The organism is Alkalibacterium sp. MB6 (assembly GCF_009935905.1).
In the GTDB taxonomy this organism is placed as follows: Bacteria; Bacillota; Bacilli; order Lactobacillales; family Carnobacteriaceae_A; genus Alkalibacterium.
Genome location: NZ_PREX01000029.1, coordinates 1 through 24,386, shown reverse-complemented (window position 1 = coordinate 24,386; position 24,386 = coordinate 1). Strand labels below are relative to the sequence as shown.

Genomic DNA, 24,386 nt, shown 5'->3' with positions numbered 1-24,386 from the left:
TTTTTGTGGTTAAAAACATTGTACCGTAAAAGGACCTTACATGGCCTTTTTGCTTTTACACAATTATATGGACTTTATCTAAATCCCTTGATTCTAAATTTTCTTCAGCAGAAATACTTTTATTACTGTGAAGACTAAAATAGCTAAACACTGCTATTAGAATTATTAATTTTTTCATAATATCCTCCTCAATAAATTCGTCTGACAATATATTTCTTCCACTAACATAGCTTACGCATTTTCTTTATATAAAAAACCACACCCTAAACTTTAGAATTTAGACCCAACCAACATTAAAACTTTTTTAATAAGCTGAAATTTAATGTTGACTTATTTCAACCTGAATAATTCATTCCTTTAATGAAAACTTTCAAAAACCGCTTTACGATAGGCTAAAATTAAAGCTATATTATCGCCTGTTAAGTAATAAAGAAAGAACCTCTTTCTGCTATGGTTATGGTGTCGAAACCAACCAAAAGAAAAGAGTTCTTCTAAGTATTAGCTTTCACAAAAATCAAGTAAAATTCAATTCAAATATTACTGTCTCTCATACAGGTGTTAATTATCGAGTGAGTCGGGTCTTTTTTAATTAAAGATCTGATGAATACCTTCGGTTTTTCTGAGTCAGCGAAGCAGTACATTCACATTAAGGACAGTCGAGCATATTATACTCATGATAACTTAGCAATACTCGATCAATTCACTAAGCAATTAATTTCAGGTTACTCAGCTGATACTGCAGATAATCTACTCAGACGAGATCCAGTATTTATAGCTGTTTTAGATAAAAAGAATTAGCCTCACAGTATCACTATCCCGCTTTTTAGAAAATCATGTCATAATGATAATCAGCTTGATAGCTTATAATTTAGGCAACTTCTTAAGAACTACTGGCTTTTAAAAACTACAAAAGGGAATGGCCATTCATTCTATTCTTCTAAAGTTTCTGAAAGTTGCTAGGAAATTAGTTCAAACTGGTAGACGAGTCTATTTAATATTATCTAGTTATCATATTTATCAGGATGAATTCTATAGGGTCTTTGCTAACCTGAGGCGAGCCAGTCAAAGGATCTAATTCAACAATTTAACTAATTTTTACTGGAAAGTTACCCAGGGAGAAGTATGCTCAAAATTTCTTACTCCCAGATTTTTTACACAATATTTAAAAAATAAATATCTGAAGTAACCTTCAATGAAAGTTAAGCAATATGGGCACTATCGATATACATCTCAATAAATTGCACCAAAATATTAGAGCTATGAACTATTCAGGATATTTTATATTTTTTAATATACTGAATTAACCTTAATTAGGGTTGAAACAAATGCTATATTATGGGAGATCTTCGTCCTCAAGATCACCTGGGAATAGCACTCCCATTTGAGAGAACATTTCATCTTCTCTTTTTTCTTCGTTTTCTATGGTTAACGTTAACTGATCCTTCGATGAAATATCTTCTTCCCCTAAAGCAGATATGTTGAACAAATGAATAAAAGCTGATACCAGTATTATTTTTTTCACCTAATCCCCCCCTCTCTTGAATATATTGTATCATTCAACATATGATTTGCATTATAATAGTTATATATGAATATACGGTGGTGAAAATATTGAACTCTGTAGGAAAAGTACTTAAAGACATACGTTTAAGTCTCGGTTATACTCAGACTGAAGTCTGTAAAAATATAATGTCACAATCCAATTACTCAAAAGTAGAAAAAGGGGAAATTGATATTTCTTTTTCCAACATGATTGAGATACTCAATCGACTCGATATGTCAGTCGATGAGTTTATGTATATAAAAAATGAATTAAAAAAGCATATTAATTCTCACATGAGCAAAATAAACACTTTACGATACAATGATACTGAAAAGCTATTAGAATTTAAACAGGATTTAGAAAAAAAACAGACGCTTACTAGCCGTGAACTAGAACTTTTAGCTATTTATGATTCCTTGATATTAATTGCAGTAAAGAATGATTTTGAAGCTGCTAAAGAAAAAATAAAAATAATATGGGAGCGTTTGGAGAAATATGATAATTGGTATCTTTATGATATTCAGCTGATTAGCAATATAATCTATTTGTTTCCTACTGATACTGCCGTTTCCATTGCGAATCTAGCTATTAAACAGTTAGAAAAATATAAGGGCTTAAGAGGTATTAATAATTTAACTGTTAATATTCATATGAACCTGCTACTGCATTTAATAGAACATGAACAATATGAGCTAGCACTGGATAAGATAAACAAATTAATACCTTATTGTATTTCAAAAAGTTTGATCGTGCATTTGGCCGTTTGCTATATTCGCAAAGGTTTATTATTGGATTTACTCCATAAGAATGATTCTGATAAATGGTATGTACGTGGATACAGTCTTCTAGAAAGTATTCATAGTGACAAGCTAAAGAAAGAATTGCAAAAAGAAGTTTCTCAATATATAAAAAGGAAATACTAACAATCGTAATTCTTTTCCCATTTCCTTACTGATTCTATTGCTAGTTCAGTTAGTACTAGTGCAATAAAAGGTGTTAATAAGGAAGAGAACCATGCCAAGTTCTATGGTTTCACTTAATTGAACTAAGTTTAATATCTAGTTTGTAACCCGTTTTAAACGTTAGTTTGAAACTACTAATTATTACTCTAATTGATTATTATGCCCTTTCAGTCCTACTTATTGTATCTATTGAATTTTACGATGTTCAATTGAAGTCCATTTGTATGCAGTTCGAGTCCAATAAAATAGCCATGCCAATATGAGCATGACTATTTTTTAGTTTTCAATTAATTTCTCGGTAGTCTTACCATGGAAAAAAAGCAGTCCAAACGAGTAAACTAAACCCCATAAATAATATTAAAATAATATAAGAGGTCATAATCAAGCTATCTTTTATGCCTACATTTTTTGTACTGATGCAATGTCTAACATGACGGATTAACGTAACCACTGAGCCTATCACAAGAATAAATTGAACAACGCCTATTGGGTAATAACCTATAAAATACTCCACAGGAATAAAATATAAAGAATATATAGCAATGAGCATTATAGTAATCAGGCATAATATATGAAAGCTTTTTTTAGTTGACATGTCGCCCATCCCTTTCTATACACCTAACATATTTAATCGAAACGACTACCCTCAACAACTAGGTTCCCGAATTCATGCAAAAAAACTTTCACTAAACCGATTACCAGTATAATAGACAATAATTTAATTGATAATTTAAACGTTAATGATTGAACTTCAAATCCATGGGAGAGAATAACCCGGTCACTCTCCATTTCCACATCATTGAATGATCACCACTTATTTTGTTCTGTATGACTATATACACAAACCAGAACAAATAGATAATTAAAACCGATACCAGTACAAGTATCAGATAATGATAAAAATCAGATAAAGATAGGCTTACTACTTCTAATATAACTGTAACCAGAGCGGGTGTTAAAATAAAAGTCGATACCATAGTGGTAAGTAAGAGAAATATGCTATATAAGAAAAAGGTTTTATATTTAGTTCTATTGTTTAATATACCCTCGACAAACAAATTGATTATCATAAGTATTGTAATGGCTAATACATAGATGGCATAATTAATTCTAAACGACAAAAATAGAATAAGTATGAATAGAGCGGGATACTTAACAAGTATGCGGTATCTTTTCTGTTTGTCAGTAGGTGATAATTGATTAAATCTTAGCATAGTAAACCATCCCTTTAATTATATTTCGACAATCAACTTATTTGAAAAAAGAGCTGAGAACATCTCAGCTCTTTAAAATTGTCGTATACTAATTTATAAAGAAATAATTAGCGCGCACTGTATTACTTACTTTATAATTCCATCATAGCTTAACTTTAATTATCTATTATCTCGCGAATCATATAGTAGTCACTTAGTTGCATTGACTAGTTCATTAACATACTGCTTATGAGCTACTGCTTCTTTTTCAAGTCCTAGGACTTTCATCAGATTAACAGCTTGTTGAGCTTGTTTAAACCCCTCATCATGATTCCCAGCTAGGTAATGATAACATCCAAGCAAAAAATCGCATTTAATTTTTTCGTATAAGTATCTTGAGCCTTGGAGATGATCGTACATTATATCAATGTATTTTTTGCCGGATTCCAACTGATTGCTTTCTAAAAATACTTGAATAACATTTGATAGCAATAAAGCAACCTCATGTCTCGTTTTACTCGTGCTCTTAAACTGGTCCAGTATATTTATTGCCTTTTTGACCAGTAATTTAAGAACATCATCGTCGAAAATGAAAAGCGCGTTGGCAAAAAGGGCTACTTCTTGAGACTCCCACGGCTAAAGCCGCAAGCCCTAACCTTTCGGTTTGACGGGTGGGATTCTTGAGTGCTTGTGCGAACGCAGTCCATTTCTGCTTTGTTCAAGCCTCAAGGTGAGGGCATCTCATTGCCCCTCCTAAGACAGTGCTTATAGCATCTTAGGCTGGTTGACTGTGACCATCAACCACAGGTGCGTAGCGAATATTCATTGCACCGACTATATCCCTGTGTTTTTCAAATCCACATTTGCACCGATATTTTCGGTCCTTTGCTTTATTCCTTTCGGAACATGTCGGGCAGGTCTGGCTGGTATGTGCAGGGTTCACATACTCCACTTGTATGCCTTCCAGTGTTGCTTTGTATTCAATGAATGTTGCCAATCGGTAGAAGGACCATGTGTGCAAATTCTTCTCGTTTTTACGGCTTGTTCTTGCCGTCTGCCGGATACTTGCCAGTTTCTCCAAGCGAATGACAGAAATGTGGTTGTCTTTTGCAAAATCAATGATTGCACGGCTGACCTTGTGGTCTTGGTCTTTCATCCATCGTTGTTCTTTATCTTTTGAATTGCGGATGGCATTCAGCTTCTTTCGTTTCCCAAGTGCTTTTCTTTCCGAACGAAATTTTCGTTTCATGTATTTGTTTCGTCTTCCGTTTCCGAAAAAGCGTACACAGTCATCATCAGTAGCTACAACAGCAGGGACTTTGAGTCCCAAATCCACGCCCATGACTTTCGTACCTGTTTTCTCGGTGATGGAGATTGTCACAGCAATTTGCGCTATCCATTTATTCGACTTTTTGGTGACACGTAGTGTACCTAATTTGTGTTTCAGTAAATCAACATTTCTGTTCTTCTTATCCACCATTAAAGCCTGGATAGGTATCTTTTTGGCTTTCCCATCTATCATGATTGGCATTGAAATGTAGCGGAAGTCGAAAGAGTAGTTTTGGTTGTTCCAAACGCAATGAGGCTTTTTCAGCAGAGGAACTGTTTCAAACTTCTTTTTCTTCGCTTTCTTAAACACACTCTTTGCGTCTAAGGCAGCTTGTGCTTTTACAGCGCTGGGCAAAAAGGCATCCATATCTTTACTTGTTTTACGGGTAGGTTTTCTTTCTTTCACCATTTCCACTACAAGGGAGTTGATGGTCGAAATATACTCTTCGCTCATTTCAGTCAAAATCGCTGCTTGTTCTTTCGTTGGCAGTAACTTTATTTTAACCGTAATCGTTTGAGGCATGGGAATCAGCTCCTTGTCTTTTGGGATTCAACATATTGTTTGATGGTTTGGCTCGACACTTTCCTGCGGTGGATACGAAATAGGAACGAGTCCACAAGCTCGGCATTGCTTTCAGCTCGGAGAACTCGTCACGAATGATTTCCGATGTCCCTCCTTTAATTTTCGCCATGATATCCGCAGGACTGAACGACGGAAGCGCATTCAAGAACAGATGAACATGGTCTTCATCCGTTTCTAAAGCAAGGATATGGAATCCTTGTTCATCACAAATTTCTTAAACCAACTTCTTGAACCGTTCTTCGAGACAAGGGTTCAAGAAAATCTTTCGTCTGTATCGAGGACAAAAATACAAAATGATAGTTGATGAGGCTGACGGTTGTTTTGGTTCTACGGTAGTTTTCCATGTATCAATTATACTATATAGGTGTATGAAAAAATACTGAACATACTAAATAATATAGTTGAATGTATCACAGGGCTTTCGAGTTCACCTAAGCGAACCATCATCCCTGCCGAGCTATCATCCCACGATTAAAACCGTGGGTTTTCTCGCTAGGAAAAACTATAATAATGCCAGTTTTCTATACTAAGTAAATAATATTGAATAATCTTTATATCTTCAAAGATAACTTTATGATTATTAATTGATTGAATTAAACAGTCGCATAAAATTGACAAGTGCTCATACCTTATTAGTACACCACTGTTCTTTTTATAATAATCTTTCAAGTAGTTTAATCTTTTCGTATCTTCTAAAAAGTAAGCTTCTTTTATCCCTCTAAAATCATCTGATACACTGTCCTGTAATTCTTCTACCTCTAGAACGTACTCAGATACAGGTATATTTAAGACATTTAATAAGTTAACGATTGTAGGAAATCCAATGTTCGTTTCCTCTCTTTCAAATTTGGATATGTTTGAAGCACTTATAGGCCTATTTGGATAAGCCTTTTTATAAATCTTCTCTAAGTGACGGATACTTATTTTTTTATCTTCTCTAATTATTCTAAATGCCTGACCATAATTTTCAATCATTTGTATTTCCTCCTCGTTAAATGAATTTATTTAACTGACTACTATGTGACACACTTGCATTAGGCCATGGAAGTTGCTATTAAAATAATTGTTTATTTAAACTATTGTGCTCGTTGTCGGCTACATCATTCTATACTGCTTTATAGTTTAAATCTATTTTGCGTTTTTGAAATACAGCAGACTGTGTAGTCTACTCATTAAAACAACCGTATAGCTTTACATACAATTAGAGTTTTACTTGCAATCATCGAAACTATTCTTCATTAGGTAAGATTAGTTTAGCATAGACACGAAAGAATACTACAGTTTATTTCTACTTTTAGAATCTGGATCACGACAACTTCTTAATAATAAGTGACGGAAATGATATAAAACGTTGAAATGCGTTGAGAGTGCCTCTCTAAGCAGTTCGTGACAGTAAATTTACATGAGTTGCTTAGAGAAGGAGTCTCTAAGCAATTCACTACCTTCATCATTCTTGAGTTGCGTAGAGAACGGCTCTCTAAGCAACTCAGCCTTCTTTTCACAACTCAATAGACGCAAAAAAGCCAGAAATAGCTGTTACACTATTTCTGGCTTATATTCATCTATCTAACCGACCGATCCTTCCATCTCATAACTGATGAGGCGGTTCAATTCTACGGCGTATTCCATTGGGAGTTCTTTCGTGAATGGTTCAACGAATCCCATAATAATCATTTCTGTTGCGGTTTCTTCGTCCAACCCTCTACTCATCAAGTAGTAAAGCTGTTCTTCAGAAACTTTTGAGACTTTCGCTTCGTGCTCTAAGGCAACGTTTGAGTTGTGGATTTCGTTATATGGAATAGTATCTGATTTAGATAGTTCGTCCATGATAATCGTGTCACACTCAATGTGCGAAATAGATCCGGCTGAGTTTTTAGAGAACGTGACTTGTCCACGGTAGTTAACGGCTCCGCCATCTTTAGCGATGGATTTGGAGACGATTGAGCTGGACGTGTTTGGTGCGTTGTGAATCATTTTAGCACCTGTATCTTGAACTTGTCCTGCTCCTGCCATCGCGATTGACATGGTTGTTCCACGAGCGCCACGGCCGTTTAGGTGAATACTTGGGTATTTCATGGTTGTTTTAGCACCCAAGTTTCCGTCGATCCATTCAACGGTTGCATTTTCTGCGGCATGAGCACGTTTCGTTACCAAGTTATACACGTTGTCAGACCAGTTTTGAATGGTCGTGTAACGGCAGTAAGCATCTTTTTTAACGATGATTTCAACAACTGCCGCATGCAATGAACTGGATGAGAATGTTGGAGCGGTACAGCCTTCAACGTAATGAACACTTGCGCCTTCGTCTACGACAATTAGTGTACGCTCAAATTGACCCATCATTTCATTGTTGATACGGAAGTACATTTGTAAAGGCACGTCACATCTGACGCCTTTTGGTACGTAAATGAATGTTCCACCAGACCAAACTGCAGAGTTTAATGCAGCTAATTTGTTGTCTGTTGGAGGGACAACCGTTCCAAAGTGTTCTTTGAAAATTTCAGGGTACTCTTTTAATGCAGAGTCAGTGTCCATGAAGACAATGCCTAATTTTTCAAATTCTTCTTTCATGTTGTGGTAAACCACTTCTGATTCGTACTGAGCTCCTGAACCGGCTAAGAATTGACGCTCAGCTTCTGGTACGCCTAAGCGGTCAAAGGTTTCTTTAATTTTTTCAGGCACGTCATCCCAGCTTCGAGCTGGTTTGTCTGATGCTTTACGGTAATAAGTGTAGTTGTCAAAATCCACATCTGACAAATCTGCACCCCATTCTGGCATCGGACGTGTTTTGTAGTGTTCATAAGATTTCAAACGGTAATCAAGCATCCACTCAGGTTCGCCTTTACGAGCAGAGATATCACGGATAATCTCTTCGCTTAAGCCTTTACCCGAATCATAGATTGCTTCAACATCTTCATCGTGGAAACCATATTTGTATTCGTTTAGTTCTGGTACATTTACCATATTCTTTCCCCTTCCTAGAGTGTTGCTTATCGGACTTTCTGGGTCAATGTCTTTAGTCGCGTGTCAATCAATGATGTCGCCACTTTATTCATGGGTCAGTTGATTGTCTACACCTGTTCCGCCATCTGCTAATGCTTTTTCCAGTGCTTTCCAGGATAATGTAGCACATTTGATGCGAGCCGGGAATTTAGATACCCCAGATAACATCATCGCGTCCCCTAACTCTCTCTTCTTCTCTGTCTCATTACCTAAAACGACTTGAGAAAATTGTTCTGAAAGAGCGAGTGCTTCTTCAACTGTTTTATTTAAAATGGCATCAGTCATCATACTGGCGCTGGCCATCGAAATGGTGCAGCCACTGCCATCGAAACGGACATCTGTAATTGTATTGTTTTCAAGTGCGAGTTGAACTTGGATGACATCGCCACAGGTCGGGTTTTTCAACTCAATTTGTGTCGTTGCTTTATCCAATTCCCCTCGTCTTCTAGGGCTTTGTGAGTGATCGAGAATAACGGCTCGGTACAGTTGGTCTAGTTTAGTTAAGGCCATTTAAGAAAAACTCCTTTGTCGCTTTAAGCGCATCAACAAATGTGTCAGCATCAGCAATGGTATTGTAGATGTAAAAACTAGCTCGGGCTGTGGCGGGCTGATTTAAATACGTCATCAGCGGTTGCGCACAGTGATGGCCAGCCCTAACAGCTACGCCTTCCATGTCCATTGCGGTGGCGACATCATGTGGGTGTACCCCGTCAATGTTAAAGGCAATGACACCTGTTCGGTCAGCTACATCCTCTGGCCCAAAAATAGTCAGTCCTTCGATTTCAGCTAACTTTGGCATCACATACTTTACCAATTCCTGTTCGTGTTCCATTACCTTACTCATGCCTATATTTTCCAAGTAATCGATCGCTGCTGCTAAACCGATTGCTCCAGCCATGTTTGGCGTTCCGCCTTCAAATTTCCAAGGCAATTCTTTCCACGTGCTGTCTTGTAGTTCAACAAAGTCGATCATTTCCCCTCCAAATTCTTGGGGGTCCATTTTCTCCAACCATTCGCGTTTACCATACAAGACGCCAATGCCGGTAGGGGCTAGCATTTTATGGCCACTGAAGGCATAAAAGTCAGCGTCCAAAGCTTGAACATCCACTGGCATATGAGGAACAGCTTGTGCGCCATCAACTACCATCACACCGCCTTTTGCATGAACCATATCAGCCAATTCCTTAATGGGGTTAACGACACCGAGCACATTGGAAACATGAGTCAACGAAAGAATTTTCGTTTTATCCGTAATCTTTTCACGGGCATCTGCCATATCGAGCTGTCCATCTTCTGTCAGTTCAATATACTTCAGCGTTGCTTGCTTCTTCTTAGCCATTTGCTGCCACGGAATGATGTTTGAGTGGTGTTCCATATAAGAAATCACTATTTCATCACCCGGTTCAAGGATGACTTCTCCCAACCCTTTAGCAACCCAGTTTAAACTGGTCGTCGTACCACGAGTAAAGAGTGTTTCCGCTGTTTCTTTTGCATTGATAAAGCGACGAACCGTTTCACGGGCTGCTTCATACTGTGTGGTCGCACGCTCAGCTAGGGTATGAACCCCTCGGTGAACGTTGGCGTTTGACGTATGGTAGTATGTTTCCATCGCTTTAAGCACTGCTTGTGGCTTTTGAGTCGTTGCGGCATTATCCAAATAGACTAATGGTTCATCGTTGACAATTTGGTTGAGAATAACAAAGTCTTCCCTCAATTTGTCGTAAGGCAATGTCATTTAGTGGTCAGCTTCCTTTCGATCGTTTCAACTAGTTCATCGCGAACGCCTTTCAGTGGTATCGCTTGGATAACAGCCCCAAGGAAGCCTCTAATAACGAGACGTTCTGCTTCTTCCTGTTCAATTCCTCTACTCATTAAATAATACATTTCTTCTGGATCAACACGTCCAACAGATGCGGCGTGTCCAGCTGTTACTTCAAATTCATCAATTAATAAAATCGGGTTCGCATCACCGCGGGCTTTATCAGACAGCATCAATACACGAGATTCTTGCTGAGCGTCTGCTTGCTTGGCTCCTTTGATGATATGACCAATACCGTTAAAGGTCAATGTTGCGCTGTCTAAAATAACACCATGCTGGAAAATATTTCCTTGAGTGCTATTACCGAAGTTAACCACGTTAGAGTCAATCACTTGAGTTTGTCTGCCATTACTAATACCAACAGCTTTCAAGTCTGATGACGAGCCATTTCCTACTAAATCTGTATCAAAGTCGGCAATAACGTTTCCGCTATTCATCACTCCAATAGCCCAGTCTATAGTCGCATCTCTATGCGTATAGCCTTTTCTGTGGAAGTAGACTGTCGAGTTTACACCCAACTGGTCAACGGCACTGTACTTCACTTGCGCGCCAGCTTTTGCAATGACTTCTACCATGATATTTGCAGCGTTCTTTTTATCGCCTTTAGTTAAGAACTTCTCAACGTAGTTAAAGTTTGAATTGGTATCTGCATAAATCAACACATGTTTAACAAAAGAATCTTCTACTAAACTGTTTTGAATAAAGACAGCTTCCAATGGATCCGTCAGTTCCAGATTCTTAGGCACATAAAGGAATAAGCCAGAATTCATAAAAGCTGCATGGAAAGCAGTAATCTTGTTTTCGCCAGGTTTAACCACTTTTGTCATGTAAGCTTCTTTTACTAATTCAGGGTGTTCTCTCAATGCCGTGTGCAAATCTGTAAAAATAACGCCTTTTTCTTTCAGTGATTCTGGAAGTGTTTCAATAACCGTGTCATTTCCAGTTTGTACAACTCGAGCAGTATCTGCTTTGTCTTCGATATACTCGTAAGGGTCAATTGAAAGTGGAGCCGGCGCGCCTGTCAAATTAGGGACTTGCCAAAGTGGCCAGCGGGTATAACGTAGTCTTTCAATAACCGGTGGTTCCAGTGAATCGATTTGTTTTAACGCTTCTAAACGCAGTTGAAGCATCCATTCAGGCTCTTGTAATCCTCTAGAGAAGGCTTGCAATGCGTCCATGTGTTCAACGTATTGTTTATCTTTCGTAACCATATTTATGGGCCTCCTCAGTTATTAGTCTTCGTCCAATTCAATGTCTAGTCCTAATTCTTCTACTAGACCTTTGTAACCTTCAGCTTCAAGCTGTTGTGCTAATTCTGCTCCACCTGTTTTGACTACGCGTCCATCCATCATGATGTGAACAACGTCTGGAGTAATGTAGTTGAGTAAACGTTGGTAGTGAGTAATGATGAGTGAGCCGAAGCCTTCCCCACGCATTTGGTTAACCCCTTTAGATACCACTTGCAACGCATCGATATCTAGACCAGAGTCGATTTCATCTAAAATAGCAAAGGTTGGTTCAATCATTAATAATTGTAGAATTTCGTTACGTTTCTTTTCTCCGCCTGAGAAACCTTCATTTAGGTAACGCTCAGCCATTTCTTCGTCCATATCAAGTAGGGCCATTTTTTCATCCAATTTTTCGATGAATTCCATGACACTAATTTTGTCGTCCTCTTCTCTTCTGGAGTTGATGGCAGCACGCATGAATTCAGCGTTCGTAATTCCAGCAATTTCACTTGGGTACTGTACAGCCAGGAAGACACCTGCACGGGCACGTTCATCAACGTCAAGTTCTAAAAGGTTTTCTCCGTCAAGTAGGACTTCTCCTTCAGTGACTTCGTAGCTTGGATGTCCCATGATTGCAGCTGCAAGGGTCGATTTCCCCGTTCCATTTGGTCCCATGATTGCGTGAATTTCCCCTGTTTTCATTGTCAGGTTAACGCCTTTTAGGATCTCTTTGTCCTCAATGGATGCATGTAAATTCTTAATCTCTAATACTGCCATTATGTACCTTCCTTTTCTCTTGTAGTTTTTTGAGCAATGGTGTAAATCGTGTTAGACTCTTCACCTTGCTTACATTATCTTATTCTATTCTAATTGAGAATGGTAATCAAGGATTGATTTTCAATTTTCGTTACGAATGTGGGCTTTTTATTGATTTAAGGCCATTTCCTAATTATAAGAATTATTATCTGGAAGACTGTTCTGACTCATTCATTTACTGATGATTTAAATAAGTCGCTCCGCCAACCAAGCGAATGGTCTCAAAATATAAATCCCGATTCTTCTCCATACAGATGGTTCAACGTAGTCGGTATCTTCTCCTGTTATAACGTCTCCATCTTCTTCGTATAACGCACTCTTCCTAAGGTAAGTCGTTTCTATTTCTTCTATTATCTGACTGGCTAATGCGTCACTGTCAATAAACAGCATGGATTCTGTGCTGAAATACGTGCTTCTGGCATCAAAGTTAAATGTACCTACAGCACTTATTTGCTCGTCTACTACTAAAAGTTTCGTATGAAGAGATGAATGAGACGGTTGAAATTCATAGTAGTCCAGTTGAGAATCGATAAAGTCCTGTTTTCTGTTTTCCGTTCCACTTTGGCCAATGATATTAGTAGTGGTTGAGGCTGCATTCGTTAGGATATAACCTTCTTTAGCATGAAAGGTTTCCTTCTCTAACTCCTTGCGCATCTGCCTATCTGGCACAACCCACGGGCTTTGGATAATGATGGACTCTTCTGCTTGGCTTGCTAGGGTGAGCAAATCACTCCATACGTAAGGGTCTTTAAACTGTCTCTCTAAACTATTTGAAGTGAAGTAAGCCTGGTCAATTTCAACTGATTGCTCATTCCAATGGGTCATGTCAGTTGTAGATTCAGCGGTTTCCTTCTCTTCTCTGTGAGTCTGATAAATCTCGTTCAGTTCTTCCTCTTGAGTATCTCCTCTGCTTTTTTGCCAAGGAAACAGCGTGGCATTGGTTTGAGAGATGGCAAAATCCGTTTCCCACAGTTCAGTGTAATAAGACTTCATCTGGCCTACGAAGCTATTCTCCTGCTCATTAGTGTTGATAAGCAAGACATCTCGATCAAAGGAATATGGATCGGTTGGCTCCGGCCGCTGAAAATAAATATCCCCAATATTTCGGCCACCTATTATGCTGTATGCCTCATCCACAATGAGGAGCTTGTCATGCAATCTATTATTTGTTCGCCAAGGAAACAGGATGGTGGAAGGAAAGGGTTCATACAATTTCAGTTCAATATTAGGGTGCTCGTTGAACAAATGAAAGACACCTCGGTATTCTCCCCTTAATCCGTGCTTGATTCCATCGAGTAAGTAGCGGACTTTTACTCCTCGATCAGCGGCCGCTAGTATATAGGAGTTAAAGGTCTTAACACTTATCCCCTCGTCCATATAGTAATAGGCAACATCAATCGATTCCTGGGCTTCTTCTATAATATCCAGCCGGGCAGCGAAAGCGTCTGGTCCGTATTCCAGCAAGGCGACTTGTTCGGTTGTTTCAGTGAAAGCCAGTTCTCGTTCCACTCTTTCTGGCGGGGTGTGGACAACCGGTAAAATAATACCTGTGAATAAGACATATAAAATATACATCCCTTCAGTCCATAATAAACCATTAATGATACGCCTGATTCGGTTCTTTGTTTTCTGTTAAATCAAAACAGTCTCCTTAGTATGCCTAAATTTTCAGTTAGTTTTAGTTATTACTTTCCACTGCTCCTTGTTTTACCTTTTTGGAGTCGAGTAGGTTATCCTGTATACTACATTTATTGTAGATTTATTTGAAAGGATGGTTATCAATGAAACCCGTTATCGGAATTCCCGGAAATATACTAACTAACTTTTCTCCTCATTATAACAGTCTACCCTTAACTTATACACCTCAAGGTTTTGTCGATGCGCTTCACCGGTCTGGTGCTTTGCCTGTGGTCTTTCCGTTATCAACGAAAGAAAATGCCCGACAATATGTTAATAGTGTGGATGCGATTCTATTAGCAGGTGGGGCAAGATGTGTCACCCTTGTTATACGGCGAAGAACCTCATTTAAAATTGGAGAGCACCAATCCTTTACGAGACGCCTTTGAAATGGCCGTTATCGAAGAAGCATGGAAGGAACGCAAACCCATTTTAGCTGTTTGCCGTGGCATGCAGATTATGGCAGTGGCTTTTGGTGGCGATCTTTACCAAGATGTCAGCTTATATCCTGACTTAGCCGTTCAGCATGTACAAGTGTCGTCACCAGAAACAACGGCTCATTCTGTTTCTATAGAGGAAAGATCGTGGATGGGTAACCTTTACGGCACGGAACGTCAGGTGAACTCTTACCACCACCAAGCGATTAAAACCCTGCCTAAAGAGTTGAAAGCAACAGCTTGGGCAAAAGATGGGTTAATCGAAGCCTTTGAAACAACTGATTCCAATCGACTGGCTATCGGGGTACAATGGCATCCGGAATTAATGATTAATCATGATAGTGGCGCACAAGCCTTATTTGATGCTTATGTCCAAACGGTTAAACAGTGGAAGGCCCAACATTAATAAATGATCCATTTTTTCATCAAAAAAAGACTGGGAGGCTATCCCAGTCTTTTTTTTAGCGGTTATTTACCCGCATCTTTTAATTTATCCGCTATAATACTTGCTGCTTTCTTTGGAGCCAATCGGTATAGACGGTCCATCATTTTTGCATCGTTACCCACCATCACTCGGTAAGCATTTTCTTCAATCGCATCAATCATCATCTTAGCCGCATCTGCAGCGGTTGTTAGCTTATATTCTTTCCCACTCGTGTCAGAACTTGAGGCTCTTTCAACTTGAGAATTCTTCATAATATCTGTCTTAATCGCACCAGGGAAAGCAATCGTGACACCAACATTTGTATCCATTAACTCTGAATGCAGACCCTCAGTCATTAATTTAACGGCTGCTTTTGAAGCTCCGTAAATCGACTGACCAGGCACAGGTAAAAATCCACCCATACTGGCTATGTTAAGTATATGTGCTTCAGGACGTTTTAATAATTCTGGCAAGAAACTTTTTACCATATAAAGAGTGCCGTAAAAGTTGATATTCATCACTTGCTCTATTTTTTCGTAAGGTAATTCGTTAACGTCTACGAAAGGTTGAATCACGCCTGCATTGTTGATAATGCCATCAACGGCACCATGTTTTTCTTTTACTAAATCGACCAATGACTCGATTGCTTCTCTACTGGTAATATCCACCACATAGGTTGACAACTTTTCTTTGTAATCCGCCGCCAAACGAGCTGTTTCAAGCAAGTTTTCTTCATTGATATCAAGAGTAGCTACTTGAGCCCCACGTCTCAACAAGCCAAGTACCAACTCTCGACCCATTCCCGATCCCCCACCAGTGACTACTATCGTTTTACCATTTACTTTCATTCTTTTTCCTCCTTCATTACTCTTCTTATTCATTATACAGTATTGAAAGAGGGATATATATCGGTTGATCGTCGTTTCACATAATCTTCAATAAGTTTCCTCTCATTTAATAGGGTTTTATTAACACGGAAAGCCTTTTCTTATGTTTTTATCTTCCGGATTCTGTTTATCGTTTCTTTAAAGCAGCTACCGTTTCTTTGATCTGTACAGAACGGGTAATGGTTGAAATAACTGCTAAACCATCGACGCCTGTTTGCCATACTGCTTGAGCATTGCTTTCAGTGATGCCTCCAATAGCCACCGCAGGCACTGCTTTACTAAAGTCCATTGCTTGTTTCATTTTTTCCAGACCCATCACTTGCTCATGATCTGCTTTGGATTGCGGTACAAAAGCTGGGCCAATTCCCACATAATCGATGCCTGTCATGGTCATCGCTTCTTTATATTGGTCGAGTGTATTTGTGGATAAACCAACGATTGCATCAGGTCCCACATGCCCCCTCACTGATTCGATACTCTGATCACCTTGACCAACATGCACGCCATCAGCTTGGACTTTCCCAGCCAAAGCAACATTGTCGTTGATGATAAAAGGAATAGCGTGCTTTTTGCAAATAGACTGGCAACGAATGGCCATTTCTTCCATTTTCAAAGGGTGATTTTCTAAACTACCCGGTCCTTTTTCCCGGTACTGAAAACAGGTAATGCCTGCTTCTATGGCTTGTTCAAGAATAATCGGCAGGTCATCTGTATCTTGAGTCCCGGCTATAAAATAAACTTCTAGCCTATCTTTAACGTCTCGTTTCATTTCGGATGCGTTCATGTTGACTCCTTTCTGAATGCCCAATGGTTAGTCGGCCCATGACCCTGACCAATAGCTAACCCATGCTTGATGGCCGCTTGAATAAACTCTTTAGCGACTCTCACAGCTTGTTCCACGTCCTGATCTTTTGCCAATTCTGCAGCAATACACGCCGCAAAGGTACACCCGGTTCCATGAGTATCTTTTGTCTCAATGCGTTCAGCCGACAGCCATACTTCTTTGCCACTTTCTAATAGAAGAAAGTCTTCAGATACGTTTTGGTCATCCGAATGCCCGCCTTTAATCACGACATTTTTGACACCCATCTCTTTTAATTGGTAAGCCGCCTGCTTCATATCGTCTTTATTTCTAATCTCTAACCCTGTTAACGCCTCTGCTTCAGGAATGTTTGGTGTGATGACCGTTGCTAAAGGAGCTAACGTTTCTTTCATTACTCTAACCGCTTCTTCAGCCATCAGTGAATGCCCACCTTTTGCAATCATAACTGGATCAATCACTAAGGGAATATGCGGGTAGTCTCGGTAAAGCTTGGCAACTAATGTCATGTAGTCGCCATTTACTAGCATGCCTGTTTTAATAGCCGATACATCAAAATCGGATATCACTGACTGCCACTGGTTTTCCACCATGTCTAAAGGAATAGGATGAACCCCTTGTACACCTAATGTGTTTTGAGCAGTTACCGCCGTAATCACGGACATCCCAAAAACATCTCTCTCCTGGAAAGTCTTCAAATCGGCTTGTATGCCCGCTCCTCCCCCACTATCACTTCCAGCTATCGTTAATACTTGTTTCACTTTACTCATTCGCTTGTCCTCTCTAACCGTTTATCGGTGTTAATTTAGCTAGTCTATCTATGTCTTCAGTATTTATAGTGTATAATTTGTCATGAAACACTGGCTTAAAGGTCCCTGGACCAGTTACGCTTGGTGATGATGCAGCCTGTTCACCAGCTATTCCGAATGCCACATGGGCACAGACCACACTTTCAAAAGGCTCGGTCGGATTAGCTCCAATAAATGCACCAGTTAAACTGCTTAACATGCAGCCACTGCCTGTTATGTTGCCCATCAAAGAGTCCCCATTTTGCACGGTGACTGTGCGTGTGCCATCTGAAATCACATCTTCTTTTCCGGAAATAGCCACGATACAATTTTTCTCATTGGCTAGCTTTTCTGCTATATCTGTTCGTGAGGCTTCGCCTTCTTGAGCATCAACGCCTTTTGATGCCCACTCGACTCCTGCAAGTGTAGCGATTTCAGCACTATTTCCACGAATCAACGTAAACTGGATAGCGTTGAATAAGTCTTCCACAACCTCTTTTCTAAAAGACGTGGCTCCCACTCCAACCGGATCGAGTATAACCGGAATACCTTGTTCGTTAGCTGTTTGTCCTGCAATCACCATACTTTCTGCTACTTCTTTTGTGATTGTTCCAATATTTAAGACAACTGCTTGAGAGATCGCAGCTATCTGTTCCACTTCTTCTTTAGCGTAAGCCATGATGGGAGACGCGCCTATAGCTAAAAGCGTGTTGGCGACATCCGTTGCGACCACTTGGTTCGTCATGTTATGAACGAGAGGGTTTTGTTCTTTCACCGCTTTTACATACCGTTTGAATTCCATCTTCTTCCTCCTTTTGAGTGCATACAAAAAAACTTCCCTGCGTAATGAAACAGAAGAGAAGACAGTCAACTATGGAGACTCGGAAAAGAGACTTCCGCCTTTTTTCCATATCTTCCCTTCGCTGGCATTACCCAGATCAGGTTAAGGGTCAGGTCTTACCTTTCTCAGCAGTGAGTGCTCCCCTAGAATAATCAATTTAAGTGTAAATCCAGTGTATCATATCAGTTTGCCGAATACTAGAAGGAGGCCATGGCTAGTTTGCCACTTTGATTACAACTCAGTGGGGTTACCGCGAGCGAGTTGGCATCATTTACCACTTTGATTACAACTCAGCGGATTTGTCGCGAGCGAGTTGGCATCATTTTCCACTTTGGTTACAACTCAGTGGGGTTGTCGCGAGCGAGTTGGCATCATTTGCCACTTTGGTTACAACTCAGTGGGGTTACCGCGAGCGAGTTGACATATAAGGTCACCCTGAATGCGCATATGAAAAAAGAAGAGAAGCGCATGTGCTCTTCTCTTCTTTTACTTCAATCATTAACCTAGGTATTCACCTTTTGTCGCAATGTTTTCTTTTTTTATATCGTTAATAATCACAGTCACGGCTTCTTTTTTTGCATTTGTGTGCGTTTCAACTGCTTTCACGATATCCTTTACCAAGGCTTCTTTTTGTTCCTTTGTACGTCCTTCAATCATTTCCACGTGAACGATTGGCATAGTCATCCCTCTTTTCTTTTATATTAATGTTGTTCATTTTCCTTGAATGCTGTATCGTCTAGTGTGTCAACTAGTGAGGAGTCAACATCTGTTACTTCAACAATCCAATTTAACGCTTTGTCCGATTGATTCAGCATACTCGGCTCATCTTCCAACGCTTCATTGACTGCTGTTACAGTCGCATCAAAGGGAATCGTGATTTCCGTGACCGCTTTTGCACCTTCAACGTTTAAAAGCGCATCGCCTTTTTTGATCGGGGCAACAGGCACGGATAATTCCGCAAACATGACTTCTCCCACATCGTCTTGACCTTTTTCTGACAAACCGAGACGGTATGTTGAGTCATTCAGTCGTTCTACCCAAATGCCACTTTCATGATACTTTATAGTCATTGATTATTCTCCATTCTTCCAGATGGTTTCATATTCTGTTTCTTTAAATCCAGAGGTGTGTTGATTCCCTTCAATGGCAAATGGTCGCTTGACTACCATACCATTGGAGGATAACCACTCAGCCGCTTCCTCTAAAGTCATGTCAGGAAGCTTGTCTTTCAAATTATTCTCTCGGCATACCCCGCCGCTGGTGTTAAAATAAGACTTTAATGATCGATCCGTTTTCTCTAGGATACTGACCCATGTTTCTTTAGACGGTGTCGTTTCCAGAAGGTTAATAAACTCATAAGACACCTCATGGTCATCTAACCACGTCTGCGCTTTTTTACACGTGCTACACCGTGGGTGACAATAAAACTTCATTTCATACTCCCCTCCCTATTCTTTTATTATAGCCGAACTGATGGCAAAGAAAAAGGGCGGGTCCTATTTATGACCCACCCCACCTATTCTCTAGACTTTTTCATTCATCTTAGGTTTCTCTTCGTCCCATTCTTCTTTTTCTTCTTCTTTTAACTTATTCACTTTGTACAGTTTGCGTTTTAGGATTTTATTCGTTTTTTCACTCGGGTAGCCTGTCCAATCGGAATCGTGCAATTGTTTCTCGTTTCTCTTAATTGCCTCGTATTCTGGAACGGAAATATTATTATTCCATTCAAATATCATGGCATTTAAGAGAGCGCCTAACAGGATAATCATGCTTGATAAATACAAGAATAACATTAGAACGATAAAGGCTCCAAATGTGGCGTTAGCAACCGCATCTCCACCAGCAAAGTTCACGTAAATAGAGAATCCTTGTGTTAATAATATCCACCCAATGGTTGAAAAAATCGCTCCTTGGTATGAATACCTTAATGACAAACTATGGTTTGGCACGAATCGGTAAACAATCAGCATAACTAAGAATAAAATAACGATGAGTACGACCCATCTGAGTAGCAAGAACTGCTGAACAAACGGTATATTAATACCTATAGCATTTTCCACAAAGAGAATAATCTGTTCCCCGAATACAAATAGGAATATGGCTGCTCCTATAACGATTAAGATGGCTAGCATAACGACTAGTGACAACAATCGCCCAACAATAAAGTTTGTTTTTTGTACTGATCCATAAACGTCATCTAACACACGTCTTAAGGTTGTGATCACCTTACTAGCTGACCATATCGCTGCAAGTAAACCGAAGGAAATTGCTCCTCCGCTCCCCCCTTCAAGGTAACTTTCAATCACCGGTCCTAAGACATTAAAGATATCTTCCGGAACAAACTCAGCAACCAAGCCTAAAACCTCATTAGGATCTATTGGAAACAAAGGAATAATGTTAGCTATAACCAATAATATAGGAAACAATGACAGTAATAAAAAATAAGCCATTTCCGCAGCACTTTGGTTCACTGTGGCTCTTTCCCAGTTTGACTGACCGATCTGTATTAAACGCAGTAACTTGTCTTTATGTGGGATTTTTTCTTCCAATTTTTCCAGTTTTTCCAAAACCTCACACCCTTTTGTGTTGTTTTCTACTGAATTCATCATATCATATTCCCTTGGCTAATCCCTATTCTTAAGCACTTAAAAACAGACCTTAACGACTATGAGTCGGTCAGGTCTGTTCCTTTGTTCCTTATTCGTCGTGCAAATTGTACTCAGCAATAATGCTCTGAATACCTTCTTCTATAGTCTGTACAGTGCGCTTATCTCCTGATTTGAACTCAACTGAAACGGGTCCGTCTGCTTGTTGCTGCAGTTTACCAATCACTTTTTTTCTAACAATTAGTTCCAGTTCGGTAAAATCATTTTTGCTGTTTGGTGTTTCATTTATTTCTACTTCAATATTTTTATTTCGTTTTGACACAGCTATTCCTCCATCGGTCATCCTGTAAGTTCAATGTTTCAATTAACTAAACTCTCTTTAAGGATACTAAAAACTCTATAGAGTCGCAAGGTTTAATTAACTATCATCAAGCAACATGATTGGTTGGCGTTCCTATGTTTTTTAAATTATAATTAGTTAAAGACAATTAAAGGAGTTTAGAAAATGAAACTGTTACGCTATCTAAAAAAAGGTTTTACTACTGAAAAGTTAGGTATCCAGCTTGAGAATAGCGTGCTAGATACTAGTAAATTAGGCGAACACTTAAATTTAAATGTTCTTCAAACGATGAATGATTTTTTAAACGATTCACAAACAGCTACAGAACAGTTGCATACCGTACAATTAAAAGCAAAACAATTAAATTTGGATAGTAGTCAATACACCATTTCTCTAAGTGATATTCACTACCTTCCTCCTGTTAAACATCCTGAAAAAATTATATCTGTAGGGCTCAATTACGTTGAACACATTAAATCAATAGGCGGCGAAGTCCCAACAAGTCCTGTCTTTTTCGGCATGTTTTCTAATGCTTTAGCGGCCCATAACCAAGTTATCCCTCTCCCAGCCGTAGCGAGAGAAGTGGACTATGAAGCTGAATTAGTCATTATTATTGGAAAAGAAATAAACAGTGTGTGTGAAAAGTTAGCCGCAGATGCTATTTTAGGATACAGCATCGGGAATGACCTCACCGAACGTACCCTACAATACCAAACATCTCAATGGATGATTGGAAAGTCAATGGATTATTTCGCCCCCATCGGTCCTGTTTTAGTTACTAAAGATGAGATAGAAGATGTTCAGAATTTAAAAATTACGACTAGACGAAATGGGTCGGTTGTTCAACTTGGCAGCACGAAAGACATGCTGTTTTCAGTCGTTCAAATCGTCACCGAGATTGCACAGTATATGACCTTGAAACCCGGAGATGTTATATTCACAGGTACACCTAAAGGGGTTATCAGCGAGACTGATTCTGATCGGGATTGGCTTCGCCCTAAAGATAGAATCGACATTACCATTGAAGGCATCGGAACATTATCCAATACCATAGCATGATCACTAGTCCATGAAAAAAAGAGGAAGAGCCCATATTTGGGTTCTTCATCTTTTTAGATTAATTTGTTTCGGATTTGCTTCCGGCTGCTTCTGTTGCTTCTTCAAGTGAGCGTGAGTGTCTTGGTCGTTTGCCTTCCGATTGGAACGGGTAACGAATGCCCAAAGAGTGTTTTGCAATTTTAACTGCGTGGTCAGACATTCTCTCAAGGTTTGATACAATATCAATGAAAAGAATACCATCTGATGGCAAGCCTTCTCCACTGTTCAACCGTTTGATGTACTTATGTCTGATGTCTTCTTCCAAGCGGTTCACTTCTTTTTCACGTTTCAACACTTCTCCAGCTAGTGAATAGCTGTCTTGAGTATAAGAGTTAATCGCATCGGTTATATTCTCTTCTACTAAATTAAATAAGGCAATTAAGTCTTCATCTTGGAACACTTTATCAATGTTTATGCCGTTTTTAGATTTAGCCAATTTCTTATTGGCACGTACGGCTTCATTAATATTATTTAAAATATTTTCACTGTGGTCACCGATACGTTCCAAGTATTTAACGATATCCATCATCTGAGTATGCTCAACGGCACTTTTAACCGGTAGATCTTCTGTAGATATGGTCATTAAATATTCTGTCAGGCGCATATCAATCTTATTAACAATCTCTTCTAAGTGAAGCGTGTTAGCCAAGTGTTCTTCTTGTTGCTCATTATAGTATTTAAACATTTCTTTGTATTCTTGTGTAACAAATTTACCCATTTGTTCTAACTCTATTTTTGCCTGGTTCATCGCTACTGAAGGGACGGTATTGATAATAGAGAAATCAAGGTTCGCTGCGTCGTATTCAATAACGGAGTCATCACCCGGTACAATTTTCGTCACTATTTTAGCTATGTGATTGATGAACCACATTTGGATTAATACGTTCGTCACGTTAAAAAGCCCGTGAGCAAAAGCAATACGCATAGCAGGATTTAGATTTAATATGGGAGTAATAGCATAGATTAATTGTGTAAATGGTCCAAGAATCATTAACACTAAAATCGTTCCAGCTAAGTTGAACAAGACATGCGACGCAGCGGTTCGCTTAGCCGCCACACTTGCTCCCAAAGCAGCTAGTACAGCTGTAATCGTTGTTCCGATGTTACTTCCGAATAAAATAGGTAGGGCACCTTCCAGTGCAATTTGTCCCTGAGAGTAAAGCTCTTGTAAAATACCAATACTGGCACTCGAACTTTGTACTAGGAAAGTAAAGAGTGTCCCAATCCCTACACCCAGTGGTGCACTTTCAGATAAGTCGATCATTAAGTCTTGGAAAGCTTGCAAACTTCTTAACGGGTACATGGCGTCACCCATCAGTTCTAGACCGAAGAACAAAGCCCCAAAGCCAAAAATGATTTGGCCGATACTATTAAGTGATGGTTTCTTTAAGAAAAAGAGCATGAAGGCTCCTATAGCCATGATCGGTAAGGCATACGCCCCTATATCTAAACCGATAATGAATGCGGTAATGGTCGTTCCAATATTGGCACCCATGATGACACCAATAGCCTGCTTTAACTTCATAAATCCAGCACTAACCAAACCGACTGCCAGTACTGTTGTTCCAGACGAACTTTGAATCGCTACGGTTACGACAATACCCGCCATAATCGCTCGAAAAGGTGTTGATGTAAATCTGTTTAAGACTTCTCTTAAACTGTCTCCGGCAGATTTTTGTAAGCCATCTCCCATATACTTTAACCCGAATAGGAAAATACCCAGTCCACCGAAAAAGGTAAACAATAGTTGTTGAATGTCCACTCGTAACCCTCCGTTTATAATCTGTTGTAAATAAAAGCTCTGACGTTTTTTTCAGGGAATTAGGTGTTTCAAATAATGCTTTCAGACGCTCTGCTTCTATCATAAATCGAATGGACAGCAAAATGAAACATTATTTTTAACATTAGAGAACCTGAATAATTCATAGCTTTAATTCTTTGGCACATTTTATTGAAATATGTATCACTAATATCCCTATCAACTGATTTTG

At 39.2% G+C, this 24,386-nt stretch carries 26 protein-coding genes, 4 pseudogenes and 1 riboswitch; of the genes and pseudogenes, 7 read left to right on the top strand and 23 right to left on the bottom strand.

Annotation, left to right across the window (positions count from 1 at the left end; genetic code table 11):
- Positions 1–55: 55 nt before the first annotated feature.
- Positions 56–178, bottom strand: a complete 123-nt coding sequence (locus C3945_RS12070) for a hypothetical protein (protein ID WP_272928098.1) — start codon at positions 176–178, stop codon at positions 56–58.
- A 319-nt stretch (positions 179–497) separates the two neighbouring features.
- Here C3945_RS12070 and C3945_RS12150 point away from each other — a divergent pair.
- Both C3945_RS12150 and C3945_RS12145 read left to right on the top strand, forming a co-directional pair.
- A pseudogene (locus tag C3945_RS12150) lies at positions 498–829 on the top strand (transposase); the annotation flags it as partial.
- Positions 818–1,075 (top strand): annotated as a pseudogene (locus tag C3945_RS12145) (transposase); the annotation flags it as partial. The pseudogenes C3945_RS12150 and C3945_RS12145, both read left to right, overlap by 12 nt.
- 258 nt (positions 1,076–1,333) lie before the next feature.
- Here C3945_RS12145 and C3945_RS10255 read toward each other — a convergent pair.
- Entirely contained in the window at positions 1,334–1,522 is a 189-nt protein-coding gene (locus C3945_RS10255) for a hypothetical protein (RefSeq protein WP_161879590.1), read from the bottom strand.
- Positions 1,523–1,611: 89 nt separating this feature from the next.
- Here C3945_RS10255 and C3945_RS10250 point away from each other — a divergent pair, with 89 nt between their 5' ends.
- Complete coding sequence (locus C3945_RS10250; protein WP_161879589.1) at positions 1,612–2,466, top strand: helix-turn-helix domain-containing protein; 855 nt, start codon at positions 1,612–1,614, stop codon at positions 2,464–2,466.
- Positions 2,467–2,809: 343 nt separating this feature from the next.
- Here C3945_RS10250 and C3945_RS10245 read toward each other — a convergent pair whose 3' ends face one another.
- The 11 genes and pseudogenes from C3945_RS10245 to C3945_RS10195 all read right to left on the bottom strand — a co-directional run bounded on the left by C3945_RS10245 (position 2,810) and on the right by C3945_RS10195 (position 14,052).
- A complete protein-coding gene (locus tag C3945_RS10245) occupies positions 2,810–3,100 on the bottom strand; it encodes a hypothetical protein (protein ID WP_161879588.1) in 291 nt (96 codons plus the stop codon).
- An 808-nt stretch (positions 3,101–3,908) separates the two neighbouring features.
- Positions 3,909–4,319 (bottom strand): annotated as a pseudogene (locus C3945_RS10240) (Rgg family transcriptional regulator); the annotation flags it as partial.
- A gap of 154 nt (positions 4,320–4,473) precedes the next feature.
- Positions 4,474–5,550, bottom strand: coding sequence for an RNA-guided endonuclease TnpB family protein (locus C3945_RS10235; protein ID WP_161879587.1), 1,077 nt, complete (start codon positions 5,548–5,550; stop codon positions 4,474–4,476).
- Positions 5,551–5,555: 5 nt separating this feature from the next.
- Positions 5,556–5,954 (bottom strand): annotated as a pseudogene (gene tnpA, locus C3945_RS10230) (IS200/IS605 family transposase).
- A gap of 148 nt (positions 5,955–6,102) precedes the next feature.
- A complete protein-coding gene (locus C3945_RS10225) occupies positions 6,103–6,585 on the bottom strand; it encodes a helix-turn-helix domain-containing protein (protein WP_161879586.1) in 483 nt (160 codons plus the stop codon).
- Positions 6,586–7,176: 591 nt separating this feature from the next.
- Positions 7,177–8,574 (bottom strand): Fe-S cluster assembly protein SufB, encoded by a 1,398-nt coding sequence (sufB, locus tag C3945_RS10220; RefSeq protein ID WP_161879585.1) that lies wholly within the window; start codon positions 8,572–8,574, stop codon positions 7,177–7,179.
- Between the two features lie 84 nt (positions 8,575–8,658).
- Positions 8,659–9,123 (bottom strand): Fe-S cluster assembly sulfur transfer protein SufU, encoded by a 465-nt coding sequence (gene sufU / locus C3945_RS10215; RefSeq protein ID WP_161879584.1) that lies wholly within the window; start codon positions 9,121–9,123, stop codon positions 8,659–8,661.
- Positions 9,110–10,348, bottom strand: coding sequence for a cysteine desulfurase (locus tag C3945_RS10210; protein ID WP_161879583.1), 1,239 nt, complete (start codon positions 10,346–10,348; stop codon positions 9,110–9,112). Before C3945_RS10210 ends, sufU begins: the two co-directional genes overlap by 14 nt.
- Positions 10,345–11,643, bottom strand: coding sequence for a Fe-S cluster assembly protein SufD (sufD, locus tag C3945_RS10205; protein ID WP_161879582.1), 1,299 nt, complete (start codon positions 11,641–11,643; stop codon positions 10,345–10,347). Before sufD ends, C3945_RS10210 begins: the two co-directional genes overlap by 4 nt.
- Before the next feature lie 21 nt (positions 11,644–11,664).
- Complete coding sequence (sufC, locus tag C3945_RS10200) at positions 11,665–12,438, bottom strand: Fe-S cluster assembly ATPase SufC (protein ID WP_161879581.1); 774 nt, start codon at positions 12,436–12,438, stop codon at positions 11,665–11,667.
- Between the two features lie 225 nt (positions 12,439–12,663).
- Positions 12,664–14,052, bottom strand: coding sequence for a phospholipase D-like domain-containing protein (locus C3945_RS10195; RefSeq protein ID WP_161879580.1), 1,389 nt, complete (start codon positions 14,050–14,052; stop codon positions 12,664–12,666).
- 206 nt (positions 14,053–14,258) lie between these two features.
- On the opposite strand from C3945_RS10195, the gene C3945_RS12000 reads away from it, so the two are divergent.
- Positions 14,259–14,543 carry a gamma-glutamyl-gamma-aminobutyrate hydrolase family protein gene (locus tag C3945_RS12000; RefSeq protein WP_237585546.1) on the top strand — a complete coding sequence of 95 codons (285 nt, stop codon included), beginning with the start codon at positions 14,259–14,261 and terminating at the stop codon, positions 14,541–14,543.
- A complete protein-coding gene (locus C3945_RS10190) occupies positions 14,470–14,997 on the top strand; it encodes a gamma-glutamyl-gamma-aminobutyrate hydrolase family protein (RefSeq protein WP_237585545.1) in 528 nt (175 codons plus the stop codon). Before C3945_RS12000 ends, C3945_RS10190 begins: the two co-directional genes overlap by 74 nt.
- Positions 14,998–15,059: 62 nt before the next feature.
- Here C3945_RS10190 and C3945_RS10185 read toward each other — a convergent pair whose 3' ends face one another.
- The 4 genes from C3945_RS10185 to thiM all read right to left on the bottom strand — a co-directional run bounded on the left by C3945_RS10185 (position 15,060) and on the right by thiM (position 18,312).
- Entirely contained in the window at positions 15,060–15,863 is an 804-nt protein-coding gene (locus C3945_RS10185) for an SDR family NAD(P)-dependent oxidoreductase (RefSeq protein WP_161879579.1), read from the bottom strand.
- Between the two features lie 166 nt (positions 15,864–16,029).
- Positions 16,030–16,686 (bottom strand): thiamine phosphate synthase, encoded by a 657-nt coding sequence (gene thiE / locus C3945_RS10180; protein ID WP_161879578.1) that lies wholly within the window; start codon positions 16,684–16,686, stop codon positions 16,030–16,032.
- Positions 16,683–17,492 carry a bifunctional hydroxymethylpyrimidine kinase/phosphomethylpyrimidine kinase gene (gene thiD / locus C3945_RS10175; protein ID WP_161879577.1) on the bottom strand — a complete coding sequence of 270 codons (810 nt, stop codon included), beginning with the start codon at positions 17,490–17,492 and terminating at the stop codon, positions 16,683–16,685. The genes thiE and thiD overlap by 4 nt, the downstream gene beginning before the upstream one ends.
- Positions 17,493–17,505: 13 nt before the next feature.
- Positions 17,506–18,312 carry a hydroxyethylthiazole kinase gene (gene thiM / locus C3945_RS10170; RefSeq protein ID WP_161879576.1) on the bottom strand — a complete coding sequence of 269 codons (807 nt, stop codon included), beginning with the start codon at positions 18,310–18,312 and terminating at the stop codon, positions 17,506–17,508.
- Positions 18,313–18,408: 96 nt separating this feature from the next.
- Positions 18,409–18,506, bottom strand: a riboswitch (TPP riboswitch).
- 72 nt (positions 18,507–18,578) lie between these two features.
- Between thiM and C3945_RS10165 the strand changes: the two genes are divergently transcribed.
- Positions 18,579–18,779 carry a hypothetical protein gene (locus C3945_RS10165; protein ID WP_161879575.1) on the top strand — a complete coding sequence of 67 codons (201 nt, stop codon included), beginning with the start codon at positions 18,579–18,581 and terminating at the stop codon, positions 18,777–18,779.
- Between the two features lie 70 nt (positions 18,780–18,849).
- On the opposite strand, the gene C3945_RS10160 is transcribed toward C3945_RS10165, so the two are convergent.
- From C3945_RS10160 to C3945_RS10140, 5 genes are all read right to left on the bottom strand, one after another.
- Positions 18,850–19,035, bottom strand: a complete 186-nt coding sequence (locus C3945_RS10160; RefSeq protein WP_337249276.1) for a 2-hydroxymuconate tautomerase — start codon at positions 19,033–19,035, stop codon at positions 18,850–18,852.
- A gap of 17 nt (positions 19,036–19,052) precedes the next feature.
- Complete coding sequence (locus C3945_RS10155; RefSeq protein ID WP_161879573.1) at positions 19,053–19,421, bottom strand: glycine cleavage system protein H; 369 nt, start codon at positions 19,419–19,421, stop codon at positions 19,053–19,055.
- Positions 19,422–19,424: 3 nt separating this feature from the next.
- Positions 19,425–19,784 carry an arsenate reductase family protein gene (locus tag C3945_RS10150; RefSeq protein ID WP_161879572.1) on the bottom strand — a complete coding sequence of 120 codons (360 nt, stop codon included), beginning with the start codon at positions 19,782–19,784 and terminating at the stop codon, positions 19,425–19,427.
- 90 nt (positions 19,785–19,874) lie between these two features.
- Positions 19,875–20,960 carry a YihY/virulence factor BrkB family protein gene (locus tag C3945_RS10145; protein ID WP_237585544.1) on the bottom strand — a complete coding sequence of 362 codons (1,086 nt, stop codon included), beginning with the start codon at positions 20,958–20,960 and terminating at the stop codon, positions 19,875–19,877.
- Between the two features lie 88 nt (positions 20,961–21,048).
- On the bottom strand, positions 21,049–21,279 hold the full coding sequence (locus C3945_RS10140; protein WP_237585543.1) for a DUF2969 family protein: 231 nt from the start codon (positions 21,277–21,279) through the stop codon (positions 21,049–21,051).
- Between the two features lie 183 nt (positions 21,280–21,462).
- On the opposite strand from C3945_RS10140, the gene C3945_RS10135 reads away from it, so the two are divergent.
- Positions 21,463–22,356, top strand: coding sequence for a fumarylacetoacetate hydrolase family protein (locus tag C3945_RS10135; protein WP_161879570.1), 894 nt, complete (start codon positions 21,463–21,465; stop codon positions 22,354–22,356).
- A gap of 58 nt (positions 22,357–22,414) precedes the next feature.
- Here the strand turns inward: C3945_RS10135 and C3945_RS10130 are convergent, their stop codons facing one another.
- Entirely contained in the window at positions 22,415–24,157 is a 1,743-nt protein-coding gene (locus C3945_RS10130; RefSeq protein WP_161879569.1) for a Na/Pi cotransporter family protein, read from the bottom strand.
- Positions 24,158–24,386: the final 229 nt, after the last annotated feature.